Source organism: Amycolatopsis sp. NPDC059657 (assembly GCF_042734395.1).
GTDB lineage: Bacteria > Actinomycetota > Actinomycetes > Mycobacteriales > Pseudonocardiaceae > Amycolatopsis.
The window spans coordinates 33733-58187 of sequence record NZ_JBHWEB010000060.1 but is presented as its reverse complement, the minus strand read 5'-3'; the positions used below and the strand labels follow the sequence as shown (position 1 = coordinate 58187).

Genomic DNA, 24455 nt, shown 5'->3' with positions numbered 1-24455 from the left:
TTTTGTTGTGCGGTTCTTACCCCCCCACAAACCACTCACGACCCCTGAGCTGCGGAACTACCGGTCCGCGACCGCGGCTTCGGCGGCGGCGAGCCATTCACGCCACTGCGCGGCCTGCTCGTCGGCCTTCTTGGCGTCGCGCTCCTTGCCTGCCGCGCGCGCCTTCGTCGCCTGGGACTCGAAGTGCGCGATGCGCTCGCGGAACTGCGCGACGCGGGCTTCGGCCTCGGGGTCGGTGCGGCGCCACTTGGTCTCTTCGGCGTCCTTGATCTTGTCCTGGACGGTCTTGAGACGGCCGTCGAGTTCGCGGATGCGCTCGCGCGGGACCTTGCCGATCTCGTCCCACTGGTCCTGGATGCGCCGCAGGTGGTTCTTGGCGGCCTCCAGGTTGGCGGCGGGGTCGATCTTCTCGGCCTCGACGAGCAGCGCTTCCTTCTTCGCCGCGTTCTCGCCGAACTCGGCGTCGCGCTCGGAGAACACCGCGGAGCGGCGTGCGAAGAACTTGTCCTGCGCGGCACGGAAACGCTGCCACAGCGCCTCGTCGGAGTCCTTGGGCGCCCGGCCGGCGGCCTTCCACTCGCCCATGAGCTCCTTGTAGCGCCCGGCGGTGTCGCCCCACTCGTCGGAGTCGGCGATCTTCTCGGCCTCGGCGATCAGCTCTTCCTTGCGCTGCTTGGCAGTCGCGCGCTGCTTGTCGAGCTCGGCGAAGTGCGAGCCGCGGCGGCGGTTGAACGCCTCGCGTGCCTTGGAGAACCGCTTCCACAGCTCGTCGTCGGTCTTGCGGTCGACGCCCTTGACGGCCTTCCACTCGTCGAGGATCGAGCGCAGCCGGTCACCGGCGGACTTCCACTGCGTCGACTCGGCCGCGATCTTCTCGGCCTCCTCGGCGAGCACCTGCTTGCGGCTGATCGCCGCGGAGCGGGCTTCCTCACGCTCGGCCTTGGCGCTCGCCAGAGCCTTCTCCGCGTGCCCGATGACGTGGTCGATCCTGGCGCCCAGCGCGGCCAGATCGCCGACCACGGCCGCTTCGGCCAGGCCCTCGCGCATCTGCGTGGCGCTCTGCAACGCGTGCTTCGGGTCGCCCGCGCCGGACTCGAGCCGCGTCTCCAGCAGCTCGACCTCGGTGCGCAGGTCGTCGAAGCGGCGCGCGTAGTGGATGAGTCCTTCGTCAGGGGTTCCCGCCTGCCAGACACCGACAGCGCGCTCACCGTCCGCGGTGGTGACGTAGACGGTGCCCTCCTCGTCCACCCTGCCCCACCGGTCCGGATGGGTCTCGGCTTGCGGTACCGGGGGCGCGGCGTGACCGCCGCTGCTCACTGCGTGCGGCACGGGGTGCGGTGCCGGGGTACCGGTGGACGTGTTCTCCTGGGCCATCGCAGGCTCCTTATCGCCTGTACGCCCGCCGGGGCGGGCGCCCCACGTGTGGTGTGGGGCCGGGTAGTGCGGGTACGCGGAACTCACCGCATTCAAGCAGCTCACGGTCCGCAGTGGTACTGGAACGCTTTACCTAGAGCACGTGATCCTACTGGTGACGGAGCGTCCGCGGTGGCCACTCCCGGATGGGGAGGTAACGTCGCATGGCGTGATCACGCAAGTGGTGACGGTGCCTCAGCCGCCGTTGCTCGTCCCCGAACTCGCCGCAGGCGCCGCTCCCGAGACCGCTCAACTGCGCGAAGCCTGCTTGTCAGCGGTGCGCGCGCTGGGTGGACGCTGGCTGGCGATCGGCGCGGGCCCCAGCGAGCAGAACGTGTCAGCGGGCGCGGTTGGCACGTTTCGGGGCTATGGCGTCGACGTCGGAGTCGCCTTGGCCGACGGCGCCGCTTCCACCCCGCTGGGTGAACTTCCTTTGCCCGCCCTCATCGCGGGCTGGCTTCGCGGGCAGGCAGGCGCCGAATCCGTCGACGTCCGCATCGTGGACGCCACCGCCACTCCGGCCCGCTGCGCCGAACTCGGCGAGCAGATCACGACCGAGCACACCGGCCTGCTCGTACTCGGCGACGGCTCGAACCGCCATGGGCCACGGTCACCCGGCAACGAGGACGGCCGCGCGCCCGGCTTCGACGAGGCGATCGCCGCGGCACTCGGGAAGGCCGACATCGAAGCGTTGAAAGCGCTGGACCCCGCGCTGTGCGCCGAGCTCGGCGTGGGCGGGCGCGTGCCATGGCAGGTGCTCGCCGGGCTCGCCGACGGCGCGACGTGGCGCGCGGAGCTGCTCTACACCGGCGCGCCGCACGGCGTCGGCTATCACGTCGCGGTCTGGGAGCGCGGGTGATCCGGCCGATCGCGGTGGTCGGCCCGACGGCCACCGGCAAGTCCGATCTCGCCGTCGACCTCGCGGCCGCGCTCGGCGGTGAGGTGATCAACGCCGACGCCATGCAGCTCTACCGCGACATGGACATCGGCACAGCCAAGATGACGCTCGAGGAGCGCCGCGGCGTCCCGCATCACCTCCTCGACGTGCTCGACGTGACCGAGACCGCGTCCGTCGCCGCGTACCAGCGCGAGGCGCGCGCGTGCGTCGAGAAGCTGCTCGACGCCGGTCGTGTCCCGGTGCTCGCGGGCGGTTCCGGTCTCTACGTCCAAGCCGTGCTCGACGATCTCAAGTTCCCCGGCACCGATCCCGCGATCCGCGCACGCCTCGAAGCCGAGGCCGAGGAGGCGGGCACCCCGGCGCTCTACGCCAGGCTCACGCGGGCCGACCCGGTCGCGGCCGAGGCGATCCTGCCCGGCAACATCCGCCGGATCGTGCGTGCGCTCGAGGTCATCGAGATCACCGGCGAGCCGTTCTCGGCGAACCTCCCCAAGCCGGGCCCGGCGCGCTACGACACGCTCATGATCGGCGTCGACCGTGACGTCGCCGAGCTCGACGAGCGCGTCGACCTGCGTGTCGAGCGGATGTTCGCGGCCGGGCTCGTCGACGAGACCCGCATGCTCGCCGAGCGTGGCCTGCGCGAAGGCAAGACGGCGTCACGCGCGCTGGGCTACCAGCAGGTGCTCGCGGCGATGGACACGGACGGTGACTACGAAGCGGCCGCACAGGCGACCGCGCTCGCCACCCGCAGGTTCGTCCGCAAGCAACGTTCCTGGTTCCGCCGCGACAAGCGGATCCACTGGTTCGGCGGTGCCGATCGTCACCTGGCCGACAGCGTGTTGACATTGGCAGGCAAGTAATCTTGCCCCCATGGGCGGCATCGCATTCCTCAAAGGGCACGGCACACAGAACGACTTCGTGCTGCTGCCCGACCCCGACGGCCGCCTGGACCTGACCGAAGCCAGGGTGGCAGCGCTGTGTGACCGGCAGCGTGGCCTTGGCGCGGACGGTGTCCTGCGCGTGGTGCGATCGAAGGCCATCGGAGAGAGCTCCGAGGGCGAATGGTTCATGGACTACCGCAACGCCGACGGCTCGATCGCCGAGATGTGCGGCAACGGCGTCCGCGTCTTCGCGCGCTACCTGGTCGACGAAGACCTGGTGACGGGCGACTTCATCGTCGGGACCCGCGCCGGTGACCGGCCGGTGCAGGTGCATCCCGACCGCACCGTCACCGTCCAGATGGGACCGGCGACCATCATCGGCGCCTCGGTGACCATGGTCGCGGGCAGGCCGTTCTCCGGTGTCGCGGTGAACGTCGGCAACCCGCACCTGGTGTCCGTGGTCGACGACGACGTCGACACGCTCGACCTGCGTGACCAGCCGGACTTCGACAAGGACTTCTTCCCCGAGGGCGTGAACCTCGAGTTCATCAACCCGCTCGGCGAAGGCGTGCTCAAGATGCGCGTGCACGAGCGTGGTGTCGGCGAGACGCGCGCGTGTGGCACCGGCACGGTCGCGGCCGTCGCGGCGCACCTGCACAACGCGGGCACCGACACCGGCGCGGCGACCGTCGAGATCCCCGGCGGTGTCGTGCGGGTGACCATCTCGAAGGGTGCTTCGACGCTGACCGGCCCCGCCGAGATCGTCGCCCGTGGTGAGCTGGACGAGAAGTGGTGGGCTAACGCATAGCCGGCTCTGGAATGTCTCGCAGCTTGCGAAGCGGTGAGAAGACCATCCAGAGCACGCTGACGGCCGCGATCCCGGTGCCCGTGATGACCGTTGCGCGGATCCCGATCACCTCGCCGAGCACACCGCCGATGAGCCCGCCGACCGGGAACATGCCCCACACGACGAACCGGATGCTCGCCGTCATGCGGCCGAGCATCCGGTCGGGGCAGACGGCCTGGCGGTAGCTGACATTCGCGACGTTGAAGACCACCAGGCCGTAGGAATAGATCCCGTACCCGGCGGCCGCGAACGCGACCCGCCAGCCCGGTTCCGCCAGCGCGACGAGCATCCCGCACGGCCACGTGCACAGGGGGACCAGCCAGATCGCCCGCACCTGGCCGACGCGCCGGTTCACGATGCCCGCGGTGACCGCACCGAGCACCCCGAAGGCCGAGCCGATCGCCAGCACCAGGCCGATCCCCGCGGCGGGCAGCCCGAGCGTGCGACTGAAGAAGATCATCATCATCGCGAGGAAGATCCCGTTGCCGATGCTGCCGCTCGCGGTCGAAATCGTGATGGCGCGCAGGATCCGCTCGCGGAAGACGAACCGCAGTCCTTCGGTGATCTGGACGCGCAGCTTGGCCTTCTCGTGCGGCGCGGGCGGTGGTTCGACGGCCCTGATCCGCAACAGGCACAGCGCCGAGCCCAGAAACCCGAGTCCGGTGGCCAAAACCGAGTTGGCCGCGCCCACCAGCTGGGTCAGCACACCGCCGAGCCCCGGCCCGGCCACCTGCGCCACCGACATGCTCGCCTGCAGCTTGGAGTTGCCTTCGAGCAGATGCTCGCGGCTGATCAGCGACGGCAGGTACGACTGGTACGCGACGTCGAAGAACAACGTGCCCGTGCCCGCCAGCAGCGCGACCACGATCAGCTGGGTGAGCGTCAGCGCGCCCAGCCACCACGCGACCGGGACCGACACCAGCAGTGCCGCCCGTGCGAAGTCCGCGGCCAGCATCACCGGACGCCGCCGCAGCCGGTCGACCCACACCCCGGCCGGCAGGCCGAGCAGCAGGAACGCCGCCTGCTCCGCCGCGGTGAGCAGGCCCATCTGGAACGGGGTCGCGGCCAGCGCGGTCACCGCCAGCAGCGGCAGGACGGTCACGCCGACCTGCTGGCCGAGTTGGCTGATCGTGTCGCCTGCCCAGAGCCTGCGGAAATCGGAGTGCCTCAGTAGAGCCATGATCTCTAGCCTGGCTTAACAAGCTCCGGCACGTCACGCAGTTTTCGAATAGGCGAGACAATCAGCCACAGCACCGCCGAGGCCTGCACCGCGGCGCCCGCGAACACCGCGCCGCGCACGCCGATCAGCTCGCCGAGCAGGCCGCCCAGCAGCCCGCCGATCGGCTGGATCCCGTAGACGAGGAAGCGGATGCTCGCGTTCATCCGGCCCAGCATCCCGTCAGGGCAGATCGACTGGCGGAAGCTGAGCTGCGCGACGTTGTAGACGACCACGCCGTACCCGAACAGCAGCAGGCCGAACGCCGCGAGGCCGATCCGCCAGCCCGGCGCGGCGAACGGCAGCAGCAGCTGACCGGGCAGGCTCACCAGCGAGACCAGCCAGATCGAGCGCACCTGCCCGATCCGCGCGATGCACCAGCGCGCGGTGAGCGCGCCCGCGACCGAGCCGATCCCGGCCACGGCCAGCAGCGCGCCGACCGCCGCGGGCGAAAGCCCGACCTCACGGGTCAGGAACAGCACGGTCACCGCGCCGAGCATCAGGTTGCCGAGGTTGGCCGTGCCGGTCGCGCAGGTGATCGGGCGCAGCAGTGGATTGCCGAACACGAACCGCAGCCCCTCGGTGATCCGCGGCCACAGTTTTTCGTCCTCATGGCGCACCGGCTCCGGCTCCACGGTCTTGATCCGCGCCAGGCACAGCGCCGAGCAGAGAAAGCCGATCCCGGTGGTGAGCACCGCGTTCGCCGCGCCGGCCAGCTGGACGAGCGCGCCGCCCAGGCCAGGCCCAGCGACTTGGGCCACCGACAGGCTGGACTGCAGCTTCGAGTTGCCTTCGAGCAGATGCTCGCGGCCGACCAGCGACGGCAGGTACGACTGGTACGCGAGGTCGAAGAACACCGTGCAGACGCCGGTGAGCAGCGCGACCACGATCAGCTGGCCGAGCGTGAGCACCCCGGCCCACCAGGCGATCGGCACCGAGATCAGCAGCGCCGCGCGCACGAAGTCGGCGCGCAGCATGATCGGGCGTCGGCGCCACCGGTCCACCCAGACACCCGCCGGCAGGCCGATGACCAGGAACGCGGCGGTCTCGGCGGCGGTCAGCACGCCCATCTGCATCGGGGTCGCGGCGAGCACCGTGGCCGCGAGCAGCGGGATGGCCGTCTCGCCGATCTTCTGGCCGAACTGGCTGAGCGTGTCGCCCGCCCACAGCCTGCGGAAGTCGGCATGCCGGAGTAAAGACATGCGTTCAGCCTGGCCGAGTGATTGGAAACTGTCAATCACTCGGGTTATGCTCGGTACCGTGGTGAAGGAACGGCGGCCGTCCACGGCGGCGGAGGCGAACGCGCTGGCGTCCGGAATACGCCTGCGCATCATCCGGTTGACCCTCACGGAGGCGTTGACCAACAAGGAACTCGCGGACCTGCTCGGCAAAGACCCGGCGACGACCCTGCATCACGTGCGCAAGCTCGTCGACACGGGCTTCCTGGAGCCGCAGCCGCCACGCAAGGGCACCCGTGGCGCCAAAGAGATCCCTTATCTGTCGACAGGGCTTTTCCGTGATCTGTCGAACGCCGGTCAGAGCCAAGTCGGTGAGGCGATGCTCGAGGCCTATCTCGCCGAGATCGCCGAGATCGACATCGCGGACGTCGACCAGACGGCAGGCGTGCTCCGGCTCGGCAAAGCCCAGCAAGAAGAGCTGATGAGGCGGATGCTGGAACTGGCCGAAGAGTTCCGTGACCGGCCGGTTGACCCGGACGCGGAACCCATGGCCATCTACATCGCGACTTACCCGGCCCGGACAGTGCCTCTTCACTAATGGATTCGGCACCCGCGTCGAATCGTGGGACAATTGAAGGACGATGACAGAACTGACACACGAAGACATGCTCGACGGAGACCCTTCCATCGGCGAACTGGAGCTAGAGGATCGCGCCTCGCTCCGCCGCGTCGCGGGGTTGTCCACCGAACTCGCGGATGTCACCGAGGTCGAGTACCGGCAACTGCGCCTGGAGCGCGTCGTGCTGGTCGGTGTGTGGACCGAGGGGACACCCGCCCAATCCGAGGCTTCGCTCGCCGAACTGGCGCGCCTGGCCGAAACCGCGGGCTCCGAGGTGCTGGAGGGCCTCGTGCAGCGCCGCATGCGCCCTGACCCGGCCACCTACATCGGGTCGGGCAAGGTACGCGAACTCAGGGACATCGTGGTGGCGACCGGCGCCGACACGGTGATCTGCGACGGCGAGCTGTCTCCCGGCCAGCTGCGCCAGCTGGAGGAGAAGGTCAAGGTCAAGGTGATCGACAGGACCGCCCTGATCCTGGACATCTTCGCCCAGCACGCGCGATCGAAGGAAGGCAAGGCCCAGGTCGAGCTGGCGCAGCTGCAGTACCTCATCCCGCGCCTGCGCGGCTGGGGTGCGGCGCTGTCCCGGCAGGGCGGTGGCGGTGGCGCCAACGGTGGTGTCGGCCTGCGTGGTCCCGGTGAGACGAAGCTGGAGACCGACCGCAGGCGCATCAGCAAACGGGTGTCGAAGCTGCGGCGCGAGATCGCCGCGATGGACACCATCCGCGAGACCAAGCGCGGGCGCCGCGTCGCCAACGAGGTGCCCAGCGTGGCCATCGTCGGCTACACCAACGCAGGCAAGTCCAGCCTGCTCAACGCGCTGACCGGCGCCGGTGTGCTGGTGGAGGACTCGCTGTTCGCCACGCTGGACCCGACGACCCGCCGCGCGGCGACGCAGGACGGCAGGACGTACACGCTGACCGACACCGTCGGTTTCGTGCGGCACCTGCCGCACCAGCTGGTCGACGCGTTCCGCTCGACGCTCGAGGAGGCCGCCAACGCGGACCTGCTCGTCCACGTCGTCGACGGTTCCGACCCGGCCCCGGAGGACCAGGTCAACGCGGTACGCGAGGTGCTCAACGAGATCACCCGCCGCCGCGCCGACCCGCTCCCGCCGGAACTGCTGGTGATCAACAAGGCCGACGCCGCCGACGAGCTCGCGCTCGCCAGGCTCCGCCACGTCATGCCGGGTTCGATCCAGATCTCCGCGCGCACCGGCACCGGTGTGCAGGAACTGGTCGAGGCGATCACGGACCGGCTGCCCCGGCCCGAGGTCGTCGTCGAGGTGGTCATCCCGTACGCGCGGGGTGAACTCGTCTCGAAGGCACACGCCGACGGCGAGATCCTCGAAGAGGAGCACCTGCCCGACGGCACCAGGCTGCGCGCCAGGGTCCGCCCCGAGCTCGCCGCCGCACTGCAGCAGTTCGTGACCGACGGCTCACCGGCTTAGGTCGTGTTTCTCGGCTCTGGTGCGTGAGAGTCGTGATCCAGGTTGTTCCTGGCGGTGCCGCCAGGGGCGACCTGGGCGCGGCTATCGCGTGCCCGATCCGAGAACCGCGACCTCACAGCGGTCCATACCGGATCCTCGGTACCTTGGTTTCACGATGAAGGTACTGAGGATTCCGGTGTGCGCCGGATTGTTGCTGTTCACAGCCGCTCCGGCGCTCGCCGCCGACGTGCCGGCGCCCGAGAACGTCTGCACCGTCAAGGACTCCCGGCTCAACGAGCTCTCGGGCCTCGTCTCGGACGGCAAGCAGTGGTACGCCATCAACGACGGCGGAACCAAGATCCAGGTGTTCGTGCTCGGCCGCGACTGCGCGGTCAAGAAGGTGATCAGCAACCCGACCGATCCCTTCGACGTCGAGGACCTGGCCCGCGCGTCAGACGGCACGCTGTGGCTGTCCGACACCGGCGACAACAAGAAGGCCCGCGAAACGGTCGCGCTGCACGCGGTGACGCCCGCGGGCAAAAGCACGCTCTACCGGCTCAGCTACCCGGACGGCCAGCACGACACCGAGGCGTTGCTGCTGGACAAGAAGGGCGTGCCTTATCTGATCACCAAGGACGTCCTCGGCGAAGCGAAGATCTACCGGCCTTCGGGGGAGTTGCAAAGCCCCGGCCCGACTCCGCTGGAGAAGGTCGGGTCTTTGAAGATCCAAGCGACCGACACGCCCGGCAGTCCGGTGGGATCTTTTGGATCGGTGCTGGTCACGGGTGCCGCGTCGAGCGCGGACGGCACGATCATCGCGGTGCGCACTTACACGGACGCGTATCTCTATTCGGCGCCGGACGGCGATGTCGTCGCCGCTTTGAAGCGGCAGCCGGTGCGAGTGCCGCTGCCGAATGAGAAACAGGGCGAAGCGATCGCTTTCGAGCCCGACGGGACTTTGCTTTCGGGCAGCGAAGGCGTCGGCGAGCCGATCCGCGCGATCGCCGGAGCCGCCGGGCTGGTCACGCCTTCTTCGGCTTCTTCGCCCGCGGGGGAGTCGTCCTCGTCGGCTTCCGGTGCGCCGGAGTCGTCCGGAGTGCCCGCGGGGCCCGCGATCGCGATCGCCGTGGCCGTCGCCGCGGGTGGCGTTTTCGGACTGAGTCGCTTGCGCCGCCGGAGGCATTGAGAGGTCGTGAGTGGTACGACCGGTTCTAACCGGCCATACCACTCACGAGCCCTGACCTGCTAAAGCCTGCGGAGGACCGCGACCACCTTGCCGAGGATCGTGGCGTCGTCACCGGGAATCGGCTCGTACGCCTCGTTGTGCGGCATCAGCCAGATGTGGCCGTCCTTGCGCTTGAACGTCTTGACCGTGGCCTCGCCGTCGATCATCGCCGCCACGATCTCGCCGTTGTCCGCGGTCGGCTGCTGCCGGACCACGACCCAGTCGCCGTTCGTGATGGCCGCGTCGATCATCGAGTCACCGGTGACGCTCAGCAGGAACAGCTCACCCTCGCCGACGATCTCGCGCGGCAGCGGGAAGACGTCCTCGATCGCCTGCTCGGCGAGCACCGGGCCACCGGCCGCGATCCGGCCGACCAGCGGCACGTACGCGGGCTTCGGCCCCGGCTGGATGTCTTCGTGCTGCTCGATCCCCATCGGGTTGTCGTCGTGCTGGGCCAGCACGCCGACCGCCCGCGGCCGGTTCGCGTCGCGGCGCAGATACCCCTTGCGCTGCAGCGCGCGCAGCTGGTGCGAGACCGACGACGTCGACGTGAGGCCGACGGCCTCCCCGATCTCGCGCACACTCGGCGGGTACCCGAAGCGGCTGACCCAGGCCCTGATCACTTCCAGCACCTGCTGCTGCCGAACGGTCAAGGTGTCGTCGACGTCGTAGACCTCGGGCATGGAGTGCACCTTGCCCACTTGCTTCTCCACCGCCCCGGCCTTCTTGTCGTCTGCCACTGCGTCGCCTCCCAGATGATCATCGCCGGCTCTCGCCGGACGCCGCCGAGCCTGTGCTGACCGGCGGTTTCGCACGCGGCCGCAGGCGGGAGCCCGGGCCGCGGATGTCCTGTCGACGACGTTAGCCCGCGCGGTAAAAGATATCAAACATCTGTTCGAGCGACACGCCGTGGCAACTCGATTTTGTCGGGGGTAGGTGGTAGACATTCGCCCAGGCGTTCGATAGAACGAGTGTTCGATCTTGGTGGCACACCAGCCACGACGCCGAGCAGTGGGACTGCGAGGAGGTTCCGGGATGTCGATTCTCGTGGGTGAAGGGCTGATCCGCTCCGCGGCGCGCAGGCCGGTCGCGGCGCCGGAGCGTGTCGCGCCGCCGAGGCGCCGCACGCGCAGGCTCGGTGAGACGCGCCGCCCGCCGACGCGAGCCAGGGTCGTCGCGGGCCGCAAGGCGGGCATCGTGGCCCCGTGCGCGCCGCGCCGGATCGCGGTGCGGTGGCCATGGCTGGTCGCACTGGCGGTCGCGGCCGGGCTCGGGGTAACCGGTTTGGGTGTTCTTGCGAACGGTGTTTCGCCGTCCGCGGTGCCCGAGCAGACCGTCACGGTGTCCGTCGCGCCGGGCGAAACACTGTCGGATATCGCCGCCCGGTTCGCGCCAGGCAGCGAGACCGGCGCGGTCGTCGACCGCATCAGGCAGCTCAACGACCTGCAAGACGCCGCGATCGTGCCGGGACTGCCGCTCACGGTCCCCGTCGCGCAGGGTGTCGTGCCCGCCAGGCCATGAGTGCCAGCGCACCTTCCGCGGCGAGTGCGGCACGCGCCGCGTCGCCCGATCGTGGCGGTTGCGCGCCGTTCGGCCCCGATCTACTGTGCACCGCTATATCTAGTAGTTACACGGCTGTAGTTGGTCCACAAGTTGGGGTAGAATCGGCAGCAGTTGTCCACAGCTCGTCGGTGTTCACCCACCGGATATCCACAGAACCATCCCCAGGGGCCGGTGCGCACGGCACCGCCCCCACCGGACACAATGTGGGTGTTCCCGGTGTTTCCGGCGACGACCGGCATGGAGTGGAAGGTGATCGGCGGATGAGGTGCCCGTTCTGCCGTCATGCGGACTCCAGGGTCGTCGACTCCCGTGAGGTGGATGAGGGACAGGCCATCCGGCGCCGGCGCTCCTGCGCCGAATGCGGCCGGAGGTTCACCACGTCGGAGACGATGGTGCTCGCCGTCGTCAAGCGGTCCGGCGTCACCGAACAGTTCAGCAGGGACAAGGTCGTCCGTGGCGTGCGCCGAGCCTGTCAGGGCAGGCCCGTCGACGACGACGCGTTGCAGCAGCTGGCACAGCGGGTGGAGGAATCGATCCGCTCCGCCGGGCTCGCGGAGATCCCGAGCCATGAGGTCGGCCTCGCCATCCTCGGCCCGCTCCGTGAACTGGACGGGGTCGCGTACCTCCGGTTCGCCAGCGTCTACCGCTCCTTCTCCTCGGTAGAGGATTTCGAGAAGGAGATCTCGGACCTTCGCCAGGCGATGGCAGGTTCGGCCGAGCCGAACGACGGCGAGAAGAACGCGGGCGGCGACTAACAGGTCGTTTCACGCCGCGCGGGGAGCGAGGAAACCCATGACCGAGACCCCTCTGTCCGACAACATGGGTGCCGGCGTCAAGCCCGGCAAGGAACAGGGCAAGCGCGGGCTCAAGGTCCAGCGCGTGTTCACCACCGAAGGCGTCCATCCCTACGACGACGTCAGCTGGGAAAGCCGCGACGTCGTCATGACCAACTGGCGCGACGGCACGGTCAACTTCGAGCAGCGCGGCGTCGAGTTCCCCGACTTCTGGTCGGTCAACGCCACCAACATCGTCACCAGCAAGTACTTCCGCGGCGCCGTCGGCACCCCCCAGCGCGAAAAAAGCCTCAAGCAGCTCATCGACAGGGTCGTCAAGACCTACGTCAAGGCGGGCACCGACCACGGCTACTTCACCACCGCCGCCGACGCCGAGATCTTCGACCACGAGCTCACCTGGATGCTGCTGCACCAGGTCTTCAGCTTCAACTCCCCGGTATGGTTCAACGTCGGCACCGCCTCGAAGCAGCAAGTCTCGGCGTGCCAGCCATACGACGCGCTGGTCACGACTCCCGCTGGCTCGATCCCGATCGGACAGCTCGTAGAGCAGGACGCGGTCGGTACCAAGGTATTCGACTCCCATGGCCTCACGACGGTGGTCGCGACGAAAGCCAACGGTGTCAAAGAAGTTCTTCGCATCATGACCAAATCAGGGCATACGCTCGATGTGACGGCCGATCACCTCGTCTGGCGAGCGACCGGAACCAGCACCGGCCGTTTCGTCCCCGCAGGCGAATTGCGGGTGGACGACAAGCTTGAATGGCATCGTGCCGCGTCGTTCGGAGAATGCGAAATCGACCAGAAGGACATCGCCGAAGCCGCACTCGCGGGCTGGCTGCAGTCCGATGGTTTCGTCGGTCAGTACACGGGGACGAATCGATCTCTCACGATCGAGGCCATGACAGTCAACGATGCCGAGCTGGCCTGGGTGTGCGATGCGCTGGACCAGGTGTTCCCCGAGGTCCATCGGCATGAGCGCGAAGTCGCGACTCAAGATTCCACTCTGGATTGCCGCAGGACGAGGCTTTACGGGAACGCGCTCGAACCGTTCGTGAGCCGCTGGGGTCTTCGAGCTCGCGGGTGTGACATGGAAGTGCCGGCCTTCCTGCACACAGCTCCGCTGCCTGTCGTAGCGGCCTACCTGCGAAGCATCTTCCAGGCCGAGGGTTACGTTTCGCGGCGGGAGCGATCCACTTTAGTCGCGCTCGACATGATCGGCGAAAAGCTGGTGCGTGGCTTGCAGGCTCTGCTCTCCCGCTTCGGTATCTTCGCGCGAGTGGGTCACAAGACGGATCCGCGCCCGGACCGGCACGACCTGTGGGGCATCCGTATCCAGAATGCCGGAGAGCGCCGCATCTTCGCTGATTCCATCGGGTTCATTGATCCGGTCAAGACGGCCAAGCTGGAGGCTTCATTCGAGATTCCCGGCCGGGCGGCGCTGGACGTCAAACGACTGGAGATCGCAAGCATCGAGAGTCGCGGCGAAATGGCCGTCTACGACATCCAGACGGAATCCGGCGAGTACCTGTCGTCGAATCTTCGAGTCCACAACTGCTTTATCCTCGCCGTCGATGACACGATGGAGTCAATTCTCAACTGGTACCGCGAAGAAGGCCTGATCTTCAAAGGCGGTTCGGGCGCGGGCCTCAACCTCTCCCGCATCCGCTCCTCCCGCGAACTCCTGACCTCCGGCGGCACCGCCTCTGGCCCGGTCTCCTTCATGCGCGGCGCCGACGCCTCCGCGGGCACCATCAAGTCCGGCGGAGCCACCCGCCGCGCCGCCAAGATGGTCGTTCTCGACGTCGACCACCCCGACATCGAAGAGTTCATCCAGACCAAGGCCCGCGAAGAGAAGAAGATCAAGGTACTCCGCGACGCCGGCTTCGACATGGACCTCAGCGGCGCCGACATCTCCTCGGTCCAGTACCAGAACGCGAACAACTCGGTCCGCGTCTCGGACGAGTTCATGCGCGCCGTCGAATCCGGCGGCGGCTTCGGCCTCCGCGCCCGGCTCACCAACGAGGTCATCGACACCGTCGACGCCCGCCGGATCTTCCGCTCGATGACCACCGCAGCCTGGGAATGCGCCGACCCCGGCATCCAATACGACGGCACGATCAACGATTGGCACACGTGCCCCGAATCGGGTCGTATCACCGCATCGAATCCATGTTCCGAATATCTTCATTTGGACAATTCTAGTTGTAATCTCGCATCGCTCAACTTGCTGAAGTTCGTCAATTCCGATGGCACTTTCGACGCGCCATTGTTCGTGAAGGCCGTCGAATTCGTCATCACGGCGATGGACATTTCCATCTGCTTCGCGGACTTCCCGACCGAGTCGATCGGCGACACCACCCGCAAGTTCCGTCAGCTCGGCATCGGCTACGCGAACCTCGGCGCACTGCTGATGGCGCTCGGCCACGCCTACGACTCCGATGGCGGCCGCGCGCTCGCGGCCTCGATCACGTCCCTGATGACCGGCGTTTCCTACCGTCGCTCGGCGGAACTCGCCGGAGTCGTCGGCCCCTACGACGGCTACGCCCGCAACGCCGAGCCGCACCAGCGCGTCATGCGCAAGCACGCCGCCGCCAACGACGAGATCCGCACCCTCCACGCCAACGACGCCGCGGTCCGCTCGCTGGCCACCGAAGAATGGAAACGCGGAATAGAGATCGGCGCGCAAAACGGCTGGCGCAATTCGCAGGCCAGTGTATTGGCACCGACCGGGTGTTTGACCGCGGACACCATGGTGACCACCGATCGTGGGCTGGCCAGGCTGTCCGAGCTTGGCGATCTCTATGGCGACCGCTGGCAAGACATCGAGCTCGGCGTCGGCACCGATGAGGGCCCGCGAGTTGCCACGAAGTTCTTTGTGAATGGGGAAGAACCCACCCGTCGTATCGTGACGAAGGGCGGCTATCGGCTCCAAGGCACGCTCGCGCACCGTGTGAAGATCCTGGATTCGGAAACCGGTTCCTGGGTGTGGCGGCGGCTCGCGGACATTCAGGAAGGCGACGTGATGCCGCTCCAGTTGAGCGGCATGGTCGGAGAACTCCGTACGATTCCGCTGCCGGTTTTGGATCAGGCTTACTATACCGGCGACCGTGCGCTTCGCGCCCCGGAAGTGGTGGACGAAGACCTGGCCGAGCTTGTCGGCTACTTCATGGGCGACGGTAGCCTGCATGCCAAGGGTATCCGCCTCTGTGTCGCCAACACGGACCTCGATGTAGTGGACCGCTTCCGTGTGCTCTCCAAGGGATTGTTCGGCGTTGAGCCGGTCGTTCGCCCTTGCGATGGCTATCAAGAGGTCACACTGCAGTCTGTGCGGCTGGCGCGGTGGTGGCAGGCGGCTGGTTTCGCGAAGGACCTTCCCGGGGTTGATCACACGGGAAAGGGCTGGACACCAAGGATTCCGGCGGCGATCCGCGAGACTAACACTCCGGCTATCTATGCCGCGTTCTTGCGAGGCTTGTTCGAAGCGGACGGAACTGTGCAAGAAGGCGTGCCGAGCCTTTCGACGTCCTCGGAGCTGTTCGCTGAGGATGTCCGAACCCTGTTGCTCGCCTTGGGAATGGTTACCACCACACGGGTGACCACGAGCGGCTGGGGCGGCCCGCAGTTCCAAGTTCGGCTACGCAATGTCGATCATGCGATGACCTTCGACGAGGTCATCGGGTTCGTCGGTGAGCGCAAGGCCAAAGCGCTCGCCTGCGTTGAGCCACGAGGCTCAGCAAAGGGCGACCGGATCCACCTGCCAGCAGAGGTCTGGGACGAACTCGTACCGGTCGGCCACCAGTACCGCGGGTTGGTCGTGCAATCGCTCCGCAAGAGCGGTGGCGTCGCGAGGATGCTCGCCCGCAGGATTTTCAGTGAATCTTTCGATGCCAGGCTTTGTCATGCCTTGGGGTATCTCTTCGAGCCGGTCGCGTCCAATGAGGATGGTGGTATCCAGCCCACCTTCGACCTCTCGGTGCCGGAAAACCTCACCTACGTCGCGAACGGGTTCGTCAGTCATAACACCATCGGTTTCATGATGGACTGCGATACGACGGGAATCGAGCCAGACTTTTCCTTGGTGAAATTCAAGAAGCTCGTCGGCGGCGGTTCGATGCAAATTGTGAACCAAACCGTTCCCCGCGCGTTGACAGCTCTCGGCTACCCGAATGAGCAGGTCGAGGCGATCATCGAATACGTCGCGCAGAACGGCCATGTCGTCGACGCCCCCGGCCTCAGGCCGGAGCACTACGAGGTGTTCGACTGCGCGGTCGGCGAGCGCTCCATCAAGCCGATGGGCCACGTCCGGATGATGGCCGCGGTCCAGCCGTTCCTGTCCGGCGCGATCTCCAAGACCGTCAACATGCCCGAGTCGGCGACGGTCGAAGAGGTCGAGGAGATCTACTTCCAGGGCTGGAAGCTCGGTCTCAAGGCGCTCGCCATCTACCGCGACAACTGTAAGGTCGGCCAGCCACTCTCCACCGGCAAGAAGGAAAAGCAGGAGGAGCAGCCCGCCGCCGAGTTCCGCCCGGTCCGCAAGCGCCTGCCGAAGCGCCGCCCCAGCCAGACGGTGTCCTTCACCGTCGGCGGCGCCGAGGGCTACCTCCACGCCGGGTCCTATCCGGACGACGGCCTCGGCGAGATCTTCATCAAGCTCGGCAAGCAGGGTTCCACACTGGCGGGCGTGATGGACGCCTTCTCGATGTCCATTTCGGTCGGTCTCCAGTACGGAATCCCGCTGGAGTTCTACATCTCGAAGTTCTCCAACCTCCGCTTCGAGCCGGCGGGCATGACCGACGACCCGGACATCCGCATCGCCACCAGCGTCCTCGACTACCTGTTCCGCCGCCTGGCCCTGGACTTCCTGCCGTACGAAAAACGCGCCCAGCTCGGCATTTTCACCGCCGACGAGCGCACAGCCCAGGTCGAAACCGACTATGGGACACCCGCCTCCGAAGGCGTGGACCTCGAGGACCTGCGCACCAGTGTCGAGGCGACCCAGCCCCGTCAGATCGAGGAGGCCGCCCACAGCACGGCCGAGCTGATGGAGTTGCACCTCGGCAAGGCGGCCGACGCGCCCTTGTGCATGACCTGCGGAACCAAGATGCGCCCGGCCGGTTCGTGCTACGCCTGCGAAGGATGCGGCGCGACCTCCGGCTGCAGCTGATCCGGGGTCGTGAGTGTTGCCGACGGTTCTAGCTGACCGGTCCTTGGTTGCCCACCGTTGGGGCTCGGCGCGAGTGGAAGGTTTGCTCCGTTGGGTGCAGGAATCCTTCCACTCGCTCGACGTACCCCCTCTTGTCACCCAGAACGCGGCCTGGTGAGTGGGAAACAGGTCGTTCAACGCCTCAAAACCCACTCATCAACCACACAAACGCCGCGCTCATCACCCGGACCGACCCCAGCCAGTTCTTCGTGCTGGCTGGGGTCGTGAGGTGTTGCGTGACTGGTGAGCCATGCGTCGCGGGCATGGCGGGTATGCGGATTGGTCGCTGGTGGGGCAGGCCTGCACGCGCGAGGATCAGCGCATGCGTTTTGGATTGTTCGGCATCAACAATGGTGCGCTCGCCACGAATCCCGCCGATGCGATACGGGTGGCCGTCGCGGCGGAACAGGCAGGCTGGGAAAGTGTCTGGGCCAGCGAGCACTACGTGCTCCCCGACCCGCCTGTTCCCGCGGCACCGCTGCCGCCCGATGCCCTGATACTCGACCCCTTCGTCGCGCTCTCGAATGTCGCGGCGCATACGAAGAACCTGTCGCTGGGGACGGGAGTACTCGTCCTGCCACTGCACAATCCGTTGATACTGGCCAAGAAGGTCGCCTCGCTGGACCGGGTCTCGAATGGACGATTCCAGCTGGGAGTCGGGGTCGGCTACCTCGAACCCGAGTTCCGGGCGCTCGGGGTCCCACTCGCCGGCCGTGGTGAGCGGACGGTCGAATGTCTCGACGCGATGGAAGCGGTGTGGGCCGGTCTCGATTTCAAGGGGCATCACGTCGAGTTCGCGCAGGTGCGGGCCGAGCCGAAACCGGTGCAGGCGCACGTTCCGGTGCACTTCGGCGGGCATGTCGCGGCGTCGTTCCGGCGGGCCGTGACGCGCGGGAGGGGCTGGTACGGGTGGTCGCTCGATCTGGAGGCGGCCGGGAAGGCGATCGCGGAGGTGCGGAAATTCGACCGGCCCGCCGAGTTGGGGCCGCTGGAGATCTCCGTGACGCCGCCGCCCCGAGACCGTATCGATAAGGCTGTCGTCGACGCGTATGCCGAGCTGGGTGTGACCAGGCTCGTCCTGGTGCCGCGGTGGGCGCAGGTCGGCTCGGTGCTCGAATTCGTGGATGACGTGGCGGCCTTCTTCTAGTAGTGGCAGGCTGCTTGGCGTGAGCACTCTGGTCAACGGTGGCACCGGGACACTCGGCCGGGAGGTCGTGAGCAGGCTCGTCGGCGCGCGTGTGCTGAGCCGTCGCGGGCCGTTGCCCGTCGCAGCTACTCGAACGGTCAGGGCTGGGCGTGACGATCCTGCGGGCCGGGGTGATGACATGGGCGGGCCTGAAGATCAAGACGGGGCGGTCACCTTGTCCGTGGGCAGGCCGTGGGCAAGGTGACCTTCGCCGAGTTCACGCGCGAGCGAAGTCCATGATCCAGTTCGTCTCCCAGGTTTTCTCGCCGTCGGCCGAGAACGCCTGTGCCCAGCGCGGGGCCTCGCCGACCGTCCAGGTGTAGCGCACGCGGACGGGGCGGCCGTCGTGCTCGTCCTCGCCGTAGAAGAGGCCGACGCCGTCGGTGAAGCCGCCGTGCACCGGTGGCTGGAGAAGACCGGTGCGGCTGTTGGCCCAGTAAATCGACCATTGGCCGGTTTCCGGAGCGAACAGCCGCAACGTCATGCCGGAGAAACCCTTGGTGGGAAAGGAGATCTCGTCGAAGTTGCCCGCTCCGCCGAAGACGGTGTGGCAGGTGGACGTGGCGGGGAACTTGTCCCACTCGTCGCTGCCGGTGAGGGGTTTGACGAGCCGCCGGTTGACGACGGTCCAGGTGCCGAGGAAGAAGTCGAAGTCGTTCACCCGGTGATCATGGGCCCACTTCACTGACACCCTATGTCAGCGAAGATGCCATATCTCGCAACGTCGCGGCGATACGGTCCGGGCTGATGCCGAGTTGCTCGGTCTGGAAGCGGAACACCTCGGGCGCCAGTGGGGCGAGCAGAGTGTCGGTCAGGGCGTCCGGGTCCGGTTTGCCCGCCGCGACGAGCAGTGAGCGGACGTGTGCTCGCCAGAATCCGTAGGCGCCGGTGGTGAAACGAGACTGGCCGACTTCGCTGCCGAGCACGAGGTGGCCGTGCGTGCGGAGCAACTCGATCATTTCCGTGTAGAACGCGGCCAGGCGTTCCGGCGGTGGCGCGCCGGGGCCGAGCGGGGGTTCGCCGCGCATCAGTTTCTCCTGCAGCGCGCGTTCGTGCTCGTCGAGCAGGGCGACGGCGATGGACGCGCGGTCGGGATAGCGGCGGTAGAGCGTGCCGCGGCCGACGCCCGCCGCTTTCGCGATGTCGTCCATGGTCACTTCGGCGGCGTCGCGCTCGGCGAAGAGGATGGCGGCGGCGGCGAGCACCTTGGCTCGGTTCTTGGCCGCGTCGGCCCGTTCCGCTGACGGCATTTCTGGATCTTAAGGAATAACTGGACGCGATGTCCACTTGAAGCTACCGTCAGGGTAACTGGACACGACGTCCACTTCTGGGAGGAATCGCGATGACCCACTTGCTGCACCTCGACTCCAGCGCGCGCCGGGCCTCGTTCTCGCGTGAGCTCGGGCAGCGGCTCGTCAAGGGCTGGACCGGTGGCTATACCTACCGTGACCTGGCGAAAGACCCGGTTCCGCCGATCGGTGAGGCGTGGACCGAGATCTGCGACCGGCTGCTGGCCGAGCGCATCACCGACCCGGCGCGATACGCCGACGTCGTCACCACGCCGGAGCGGCGGGAGGCTTGGCGGATCGTCAGGCCGCTGCTGGACGAGTTCCTGGCCGCGGACGTCGTGCTCTTCGGCGCGCCGATGTACAACTTCTCGATCCCGGCCGCGCTGAAGGCGTGGATCGACCAGGTGACGTTCCCGAAGATGTCCTTGCGTGGCAAGGCTTTCGTGGTCGTCGGCGCGCGTGGCGGCTCGTACGCGCCCGGCACGCCGCGTGCGCCGTTCGACCATCACGAGCGTTATCTGCGTGACTTCTTCGCCGGGCACTACGACGTCGAGGATGTCACGTTCCTCAACGCCGAACTCACCAACGCGCTGGTCGACCCGAGGCTCGCCGGTTTCGAGGCCGCGCGCCTGGCCTCCTACGAGGCGGCGCGCGACCGTGCCGACGAGTGGGCGCTGTGATGGGCTGGCTCGTGCTGATGGCGGCCGGGCTGGTCGAGATCGCCTGGTCGCAGAGCATCAAACCGACCGAGAACTTCACCAGGCCGCTGTCGACCGTGCTGTGCGTGGTGCTCGGCGTCGCCGCCGTCTATCTGCTTTCGCGCGCGATGGACACCGTGCCGGTGGGCACCGCCTACGCGGTGTTCACCGGCATCGGTGCCGTCGGCGCGATCGTGCTCGGCGTGGTGGTCAACAAGGATCCGCTGGGTGCTGGACGGATACTCGCGCTGAGCCTGATCGTCGGCGGGATCGTGCTCGCGAAGGTCACTTCGTGAGCTGCTCCCAGAGGAATTCGAAGACCAGTGCCCATTTGAACGCGAGCTGCTCGTTGTCGGCCGCGCCGCCGTGGCCGCCTTCGATGTTCTCGTAGTACCGGACGTCGTAGCCCAGGTCGCTCATCTTCGCGAACATCTTGCGCGCGTGCCCTGGGTGCACCCTGTCGTCGCGGGTCGAGGTGACGAACAGGGTCGGCGGATAGTTTTGTCCACTGTGGACGTTGTGGTACGGCGAGTACTTCGAGATGTACTCCCATTCGGCTTCCTCGTCGGGGTCGCCGTACTCCGCCATCCACGACGCGCCTGCCAGCAGCTTGTGGTAGCGCTTCATGTCCAGCAACGGGACCTGGCTGACGATCGCGCCGAACAGCTCGGGGTAGCGGGTGAGCATGACGCCCATCAGCAGCCCGCCGTTGCTGCCGCCCTGGATGCCGAGCCGCGCGGCGGTGGTGATGCCGCGCGTGACCAGGTCGGCGGCGACGGCCGCGAAGTCCTCGTACACCTTGTACCGGTTGGCCTTGATGACCTGGGTGTGCCAGTCCGGCCCGTATTCGCCGCCGCCGCGGATGTTCGCGACCACGTATGTGCCGCCGCGCGCGAGCCAGCCGCGGCCGGTCACGCCGCTGTACGCGGGCAGCATCGCGGCTTCGAAACCGCCGTAGCCGGTCAGCAGCGTCGGCCCGTTCTCGCTGCCACGCGGGCGGACCACGAAGTACGGGATGCGGGTGCCGTCCGTGGAGGTCGCGAAATGCTGCTCGACCGACATGCCCTCGGCGTCGAACCGTGCCGGCGACTGTTTGAGCACCTCGATCTCCGCGCCGACCTGGCCGTAGCTCAAGGTCGCCGGGGTGAGGTATCCGCTGATGTTGAGCAGGTACTCGTCGCTGACATCCGGGTCGGTGTCGAGGATCTCCGCGGTGCTGAACGTCGGCGCGCCCGCGAGCGGCTCCGAATCCCACGTGCCGTCACGCGGCGTCAGTACCCGCAGTTCGGTCTTGACGTCCGAAAGCGTTGCCAGCAAAAGGTGATTGCGCGTCCACGCGTGGTATTCGAGCGAGGTGTGCGCGTCCGGCTCGAACAGCACGGTGAAATTCCGGTCGCCCGCGCGGAAAGCCTCGAATTCGATACCCAGCAACGCACCTGCGGGATGGTCGCCGCCACCGACGCTCCACGGCGAGCGGGTGCGCACGAGCAGCCACTCGCGGTAGATCGACGTCTTCGCGTCTTCCGGGACGTCGATGCGCTCCAGCCGGCCTTCCGGGGTGCGCAGGTAGCGCTCCGCCCGGTAGAAGTCGATGCTGCGGTGCACGAAATCGCGCTGGTAGCCCTCGGTCGGGTCGTGGTAGCCGGTCACCGAAACGTCGTCGGGCTTGCCCTCGAACACCGTCTCCGCCTCGGCCAGCGGCGTGCCACGGCGCCACACCTTGGTGATTCGCGGGTATCCGGAGCTGGTCAGCGAGCCGTCGCCGAAGTCGGTGCCGACGTAGACCCGGTCCGCGTCGATCCAGCCGACGCTGCTCTTCGCCTCGGGCAGCTCGAATCCGCCTTCGACGAACGCGTGCGCGTCGAGGTCGAACTCACGGACCACGGTCGCGTCCGCGCCGCCGCGCGACAGCTCGAGCAGGGCGAGCCGGTAGTCCGGCCGCAGCACGGTCGCGCCCTGCCAGACCCAGTTCTCGCCCTCGGCTTCGGCGAGCGCGTCGATGTCGAGCAGCAGTTCCCAGTCCGGCTTGTCCTTGCGGTATTCCTCGAGCGTGGTGCGGCGCCAGAGTCCGCGCGGGTGGCTGGCGTCCTGCCAGAAGTTGTAGAGGAACTCGCCGCGCCTGCGCACGTACGGGATGCGATCGTCGGCGTCCAGCGCTTCGCGGATTTCGTCACGCAGCGTGCTGAAGCGTGCGGCCTCCGTGAGTTCCGCCGTCGTCGCGGCGTTGTGCTCGCGCACCCAGTCCAGTGCCTGGTCTCCGCTCACGTCTTCCAACCACAGGTACGGGTCCTCTTCGTTCATGCCCCTAGTCTGTCATCGGCGGCGTTCCCTTTTCGTGATCGTGGTCGAATCGGGCGATCCGTATGCTTGACTTTCGACGCCGGAGTCGGGGGACGTACCGGTGTGTCATTGTCACGGGGGAGTAATGAGTCTTTCGGGGAACGAGCCTGCCGAGGGAGCCCGGCCGGAACCACCACCGCCCACGGTGGTCGCCGAGTTGCCTCGCGCCACCTATGCGCCGCTGGTCTCCGATGACTACCTGGCGTGGGCGCCGCCCGCATACGCGCAGCCGAAGCGTGGCGGGCTCTCGACCGGCTCGCGCGTCATCATCGGGCTGTTCAGCGCCGCGCTCCTGTTCGTCGCGGGCGCCGTCGTCGTCGACGCGTCACGCACGGTGAGCGGGCACGCGCTGCCCGCGCCCGACGCCGAGTCCGAGCTCGCGAAGTCCAAGGCGGGGGAGAAACCGGGCGCGAAGGTCGGCAAGGTGCTCGAGACCGACAAGAACCCGATTCTCGGCGAGGGTGTCGCGCTGACGACGGTCACCTGCACCCTGCCGCAGATCAGCAAGAACGACGCCGAGCTGCTCGCCTTCTACAAAGCCGCGCTCGTCTGCCTCGAGGAGGCGTGGAAGCCGGTGCTGGACCAGGTCAACGAGCCGCATATGGGCGTCAACCTGGAGATCGAGCTGCCCGCGTCGAGCCGCTGCGGCGAGGCGCCGGACAGCAAGAAGGCCATGGCCTACTACTGCCCCGGCGACCTCACCATCTACCTGCCGCGCGAGTGGATGCTCAGCGCCGTCGGCACCAACAAGGGCGCGCACCTCGCGACACTGGCGCACGAGTACGGCCACCACGTGCAGCACGAGAGCGGCATGCTGGCCGCGATCAGCGACCAGATGACCACCAAGGACGAGTCGAGCCCCGACGACAAGCAACGCGTCCGCCGCATCGAGCTCCAGGCGAACTGCTTCGGCGCGCTGTTCATCGCGGCCGCCGCCGGGCGCGGTGGCATTTCGGCGGCGACCGCCAACTCCGCGGTCGCCGACTACGGCAACACCGGCGACAGCGACACCCACGGCAGCCGGGTCAATCAGGGCAAATGGGGGCGGATCGGGTTCTCCGAGAAGAAGACCGCGGCGTGCAACACCTGGTCGGCTTCGGAGAGCGCGGTCAGCTGACCCAGCCGGGGTCGCGGCCGAGCAGGCCGAGGAACCGGTCAAGACCGGAAGCGGCGGGCGGAGTCGGCACGACCGGGGCGAAACTTCCGCCGGGTTCGCGTTCCGTCGGGATGTTCGCGACGAACCGGAGCGCTTCCTCAAGTGCTTCCCGGTCGGGTTCGTAGGGCTGGCCGAGCGCGCGTGCGATGTCCCAGCCGTGCGCGACCGAGTCGACCAGGTGCATCCGCAGCGCGATCTCGGCGGGGAAAGCGCCGAATTCACGGATGGTCATGGTCGGGGCGGGCCCTTCGTCGAACGCGGTGAGCGCGTCTTCGACCGAGCGGGTGTAGGACGCGAAGGCGTCATCGCCGAGCGTGCCGCCGTCCCAGCCGGGCGCGGACCCTTCGCGCGCGGCGGTGGCGAAGGCGTGGTTTTCGCTGATCTGGTGGCGGAGCAGCTCGGCGAGATCCCAGCCCGCGCAGGGGGTGGGGCGGCCGAGGTCCGCCTCGGTGGCGCCGGTGAGGAGCTTGTCGATGACTTCGAGTGAGCGGCGATCCAGGTCTCGGATATCCATGCCGTC

General features: G+C 67.6%; 22 protein-coding genes. 14 read left to right on the top strand and 8 right to left on the bottom strand.

The features are described from left to right. Nucleotides 1-57 precede the first annotated feature (57 nt). Nucleotides 58-1374, bottom strand: a complete 1317-nt coding sequence (locus ACFV15_RS28655; protein WP_378353912.1) for a DUF349 domain-containing protein — start codon at nucleotides 1372-1374, stop codon at nucleotides 58-60. A gap of 208 nt (nucleotides 1375-1582) precedes the next feature. On the opposite strand from ACFV15_RS28655, the gene ACFV15_RS28650 reads away from it, so the two are divergent. From ACFV15_RS28650 to dapF, 3 genes are read left to right on the top strand one after another with little or no spacing between them, the layout of a single operon-like run. Next, nucleotides 1583-2272 (top strand): class III extradiol dioxygenase subunit B-like domain-containing protein, encoded by a 690-nt coding sequence (locus ACFV15_RS28650; protein ID WP_378353910.1) that lies wholly within the window; start codon nucleotides 1583-1585, stop codon nucleotides 2270-2272. Further along, nucleotides 2269-3171 (top strand): tRNA (adenosine(37)-N6)-dimethylallyltransferase MiaA, encoded by a 903-nt coding sequence (gene miaA, locus ACFV15_RS28645; protein WP_378353909.1) that lies wholly within the window; start codon nucleotides 2269-2271, stop codon nucleotides 3169-3171. Before ACFV15_RS28650 ends, miaA begins: the two co-directional genes overlap by 4 nt. A 10-nt stretch (nucleotides 3172-3181) precedes the next feature. Further along, nucleotides 3182-4000: a diaminopimelate epimerase gene (gene dapF / locus ACFV15_RS28640; RefSeq protein ID WP_378353907.1), complete on the top strand. Its 819-nt coding sequence runs from the start codon at nucleotides 3182-3184 to the stop codon at nucleotides 3998-4000. On the opposite strand, the gene ACFV15_RS28635 is transcribed toward dapF, so the two are convergent. Both ACFV15_RS28635 and ACFV15_RS28630 read right to left on the bottom strand, forming a co-directional pair. Further along, nucleotides 3990-5219, bottom strand: a complete 1230-nt coding sequence (locus ACFV15_RS28635) for an MFS transporter (RefSeq protein WP_378353905.1) — start codon at nucleotides 5217-5219, stop codon at nucleotides 3990-3992. The two genes, dapF and ACFV15_RS28635, sit on opposite strands and share 11 nt — an antisense overlap. A gap of 5 nt (nucleotides 5220-5224) precedes the next feature. After that, the gene (locus ACFV15_RS28630) at nucleotides 5225-6457 is read right to left on the bottom strand and encodes an MFS transporter (protein ID WP_378353903.1); all 1233 of its coding nucleotides are present in this window, start codon (nucleotides 6455-6457) and stop codon (nucleotides 5225-5227) included. A gap of 58 nt (nucleotides 6458-6515) precedes the next feature. On the opposite strand from ACFV15_RS28630, the gene ACFV15_RS28625 reads away from it, so the two are divergent. The 3 genes from ACFV15_RS28625 to ACFV15_RS28615 all read left to right on the top strand — a co-directional run bounded on the left by ACFV15_RS28625 (nucleotide 6516) and on the right by ACFV15_RS28615 (nucleotide 9667). Next, nucleotides 6516-7031 (top strand): helix-turn-helix domain-containing protein, encoded by a 516-nt coding sequence (locus ACFV15_RS28625; protein WP_378353901.1) that lies wholly within the window; start codon nucleotides 6516-6518, stop codon nucleotides 7029-7031. A 43-nt stretch (nucleotides 7032-7074) separates the two neighbouring features. Further along, the gene (hflX, locus tag ACFV15_RS28620) at nucleotides 7075-8502 is read left to right on the top strand and encodes a GTPase HflX (protein WP_378353900.1); all 1428 of its coding nucleotides are present in this window, start codon (nucleotides 7075-7077) and stop codon (nucleotides 8500-8502) included. A gap of 154 nt (nucleotides 8503-8656) precedes the next feature. Then, nucleotides 8657-9667: a hypothetical protein gene (locus tag ACFV15_RS28615; protein WP_378353898.1), complete on the top strand. Its 1011-nt coding sequence runs from the start codon at nucleotides 8657-8659 to the stop codon at nucleotides 9665-9667. Nucleotides 9668-9726: 59 nt separating this feature from the next. Here the strand turns inward: ACFV15_RS28615 and lexA are convergent, their stop codons facing one another. Beyond that, nucleotides 9727-10389 carry a transcriptional repressor LexA gene (gene lexA / locus ACFV15_RS28610; RefSeq protein ID WP_378353916.1) on the bottom strand — a complete coding sequence of 221 codons (663 nt, stop codon included), beginning with the start codon at nucleotides 10387-10389 and terminating at the stop codon, nucleotides 9727-9729. Between the two features lie 352 nt (nucleotides 10390-10741). Here lexA and ACFV15_RS28605 point away from each other — a divergent pair, with 352 nt between their 5' ends. The 5 genes from ACFV15_RS28605 (at nucleotide 10742) to ACFV15_RS28585 (ending at nucleotide 18657) form a co-directional block, all read left to right on the top strand. Then, entirely contained in the window at nucleotides 10742-11227 is a 486-nt protein-coding gene (locus tag ACFV15_RS28605) for a LysM peptidoglycan-binding domain-containing protein (protein WP_378353896.1), read from the top strand. A gap of 302 nt (nucleotides 11228-11529) precedes the next feature. Beyond that, a complete protein-coding gene (nrdR, locus tag ACFV15_RS28600; protein ID WP_370942974.1) occupies nucleotides 11530-12024 on the top strand; it encodes a transcriptional regulator NrdR in 495 nt (164 codons plus the stop codon). 37 nt (nucleotides 12025-12061) lie between these two features. Further along, nucleotides 12062-17227 carry an adenosylcobalamin-dependent ribonucleoside-diphosphate reductase gene (locus ACFV15_RS28595; protein WP_378353894.1) on the top strand — a complete coding sequence of 1722 codons (5166 nt, stop codon included), beginning with the start codon at nucleotides 12062-12064 and terminating at the stop codon, nucleotides 17225-17227. 361 nt (nucleotides 17228-17588) lie between these two features. Continuing rightward, the gene (locus ACFV15_RS28590) at nucleotides 17589-18413 is read left to right on the top strand and encodes a TIGR03619 family F420-dependent LLM class oxidoreductase (protein ID WP_378353893.1); all 825 of its coding nucleotides are present in this window, start codon (nucleotides 17589-17591) and stop codon (nucleotides 18411-18413) included. A 19-nt stretch (nucleotides 18414-18432) separates the two neighbouring features. After that, nucleotides 18433-18657: a hypothetical protein gene (locus ACFV15_RS28585; RefSeq protein WP_378353891.1), complete on the top strand. Its 225-nt coding sequence runs from the start codon at nucleotides 18433-18435 to the stop codon at nucleotides 18655-18657. A 12-nt stretch (nucleotides 18658-18669) separates the two neighbouring features. On the opposite strand, the gene ACFV15_RS28580 is transcribed toward ACFV15_RS28585, so the two are convergent. Together ACFV15_RS28580 and ACFV15_RS28575 are read right to left on the bottom strand one after the other, a co-directional pair. Continuing rightward, the gene (locus tag ACFV15_RS28580; RefSeq protein WP_378353889.1) at nucleotides 18670-19113 is read right to left on the bottom strand and encodes a hypothetical protein; all 444 of its coding nucleotides are present in this window, start codon (nucleotides 19111-19113) and stop codon (nucleotides 18670-18672) included. 31 nt (nucleotides 19114-19144) lie between these two features. After that, nucleotides 19145-19702, bottom strand: coding sequence for a TetR/AcrR family transcriptional regulator (locus ACFV15_RS28575; protein ID WP_378353888.1), 558 nt, complete (start codon nucleotides 19700-19702; stop codon nucleotides 19145-19147). 92 nt (nucleotides 19703-19794) lie between these two features. Between ACFV15_RS28575 and ACFV15_RS28570 the strand changes: the two genes are divergently transcribed. Both ACFV15_RS28570 and ACFV15_RS28565 read left to right on the top strand, forming a co-directional pair. Then, entirely contained in the window at nucleotides 19795-20421 is a 627-nt protein-coding gene (locus ACFV15_RS28570; protein ID WP_378353886.1) for an FMN-dependent NADH-azoreductase, read from the top strand. Continuing rightward, nucleotides 20421-20735: a DMT family transporter gene (locus tag ACFV15_RS28565; protein ID WP_378353914.1), complete on the top strand. Its 315-nt coding sequence runs from the start codon at nucleotides 20421-20423 to the stop codon at nucleotides 20733-20735. The genes ACFV15_RS28570 and ACFV15_RS28565 overlap by 1 nt, the downstream gene beginning before the upstream one ends. On the opposite strand, the gene ACFV15_RS28560 is transcribed toward ACFV15_RS28565, so the two are convergent. After that, entirely contained in the window at nucleotides 20725-22740 is a 2016-nt protein-coding gene (locus ACFV15_RS28560) for a prolyl oligopeptidase family protein (protein WP_378353884.1), read from the bottom strand. The genes ACFV15_RS28565 and ACFV15_RS28560 overlap by 11 nt on opposite strands. A 124-nt stretch (nucleotides 22741-22864) precedes the next feature. Here ACFV15_RS28560 and ACFV15_RS28555 point away from each other — a divergent pair, with 124 nt between their 5' ends. Continuing rightward, a complete protein-coding gene (locus tag ACFV15_RS28555) occupies nucleotides 22865-23896 on the top strand; it encodes a neutral zinc metallopeptidase (RefSeq protein ID WP_378353882.1) in 1032 nt (343 codons plus the stop codon). Here the strand turns inward: ACFV15_RS28555 and ACFV15_RS28550 are convergent. Then, entirely contained in the window at nucleotides 23889-24449 is a 561-nt protein-coding gene (locus ACFV15_RS28550; RefSeq protein WP_378353880.1) for a TIGR03086 family metal-binding protein, read from the bottom strand. The two genes, ACFV15_RS28555 and ACFV15_RS28550, sit on opposite strands and share 8 nt — an antisense overlap. Between the last annotated feature and the right edge of the window lie 6 nt (nucleotides 24450-24455).

What these genes read in the sequence shown, in the direction of transcription:
- ACFV15_RS28655 (WP_378353912.1), bottom strand. Translation starts at nt 1,374, where the DNA reads ATGGCCCAGGAGAACACGTCCACCGGTACCCCGGCACCGCACCCCGTG.
- dapF (WP_378353907.1), top strand. Translation starts at nt 3,182, where the DNA reads ATGGGCGGCATCGCATTCCTCAAAGGGCACGGCACACAGAACGACTTC.
- ACFV15_RS28635 (WP_378353905.1), bottom strand. Translation starts at nt 5,219, where the DNA reads ATGGCTCTACTGAGGCACTCCGATTTCCGCAGGCTCTGGGCAGGCGAC.
- ACFV15_RS28630 (WP_378353903.1), bottom strand. Translation starts at nt 6,457, where the DNA reads ATGTCTTTACTCCGGCATGCCGACTTCCGCAGGCTGTGGGCGGGCGAC.
- hflX (WP_378353900.1), top strand. Translation starts at nt 7,075, where the DNA reads ATGACAGAACTGACACACGAAGACATGCTCGACGGAGACCCTTCCATC.
- ACFV15_RS28615 (WP_378353898.1), top strand. Translation starts at nt 8,657, where the DNA reads ATGAAGGTACTGAGGATTCCGGTGTGCGCCGGATTGTTGCTGTTCACA.
- lexA (WP_378353916.1), bottom strand. Translation starts at nt 10,389, where the DNA reads ATGCCCGAGGTCTACGACGTCGACGACACCTTGACCGTTCGGCAGCAG.
- ACFV15_RS28605 (WP_378353896.1), top strand. Translation starts at nt 10,742, where the DNA reads ATGTCGATTCTCGTGGGTGAAGGGCTGATCCGCTCCGCGGCGCGCAGG.
- nrdR (WP_370942974.1), top strand. Translation starts at nt 11,530, where the DNA reads ATGAGGTGCCCGTTCTGCCGTCATGCGGACTCCAGGGTCGTCGACTCC.
- ACFV15_RS28595 (WP_378353894.1), top strand. Translation starts at nt 12,062, where the DNA reads ATGACCGAGACCCCTCTGTCCGACAACATGGGTGCCGGCGTCAAGCCC.
- ACFV15_RS28590 (WP_378353893.1), top strand. Translation starts at nt 17,589, where the DNA reads ATGCGTTTTGGATTGTTCGGCATCAACAATGGTGCGCTCGCCACGAAT.
- ACFV15_RS28575 (WP_378353888.1), bottom strand. Translation starts at nt 19,702, where the DNA reads ATGCCGTCAGCGGAACGGGCCGACGCGGCCAAGAACCGAGCCAAGGTG.
- ACFV15_RS28570 (WP_378353886.1), top strand. Translation starts at nt 19,795, where the DNA reads ATGACCCACTTGCTGCACCTCGACTCCAGCGCGCGCCGGGCCTCGTTC.
- ACFV15_RS28565 (WP_378353914.1), top strand. Translation starts at nt 20,421, where the DNA reads ATGGGCTGGCTCGTGCTGATGGCGGCCGGGCTGGTCGAGATCGCCTGG.
- ACFV15_RS28560 (WP_378353884.1), bottom strand. Translation starts at nt 22,740, where the DNA reads ATGAACGAAGAGGACCCGTACCTGTGGTTGGAAGACGTGAGCGGAGAC.
- ACFV15_RS28555 (WP_378353882.1), top strand. Translation starts at nt 22,865, where the DNA reads ATGAGTCTTTCGGGGAACGAGCCTGCCGAGGGAGCCCGGCCGGAACCA.
- ACFV15_RS28550 (WP_378353880.1), bottom strand. Translation starts at nt 24,449, where the DNA reads ATGGATATCCGAGACCTGGATCGCCGCTCACTCGAAGTCATCGACAAG.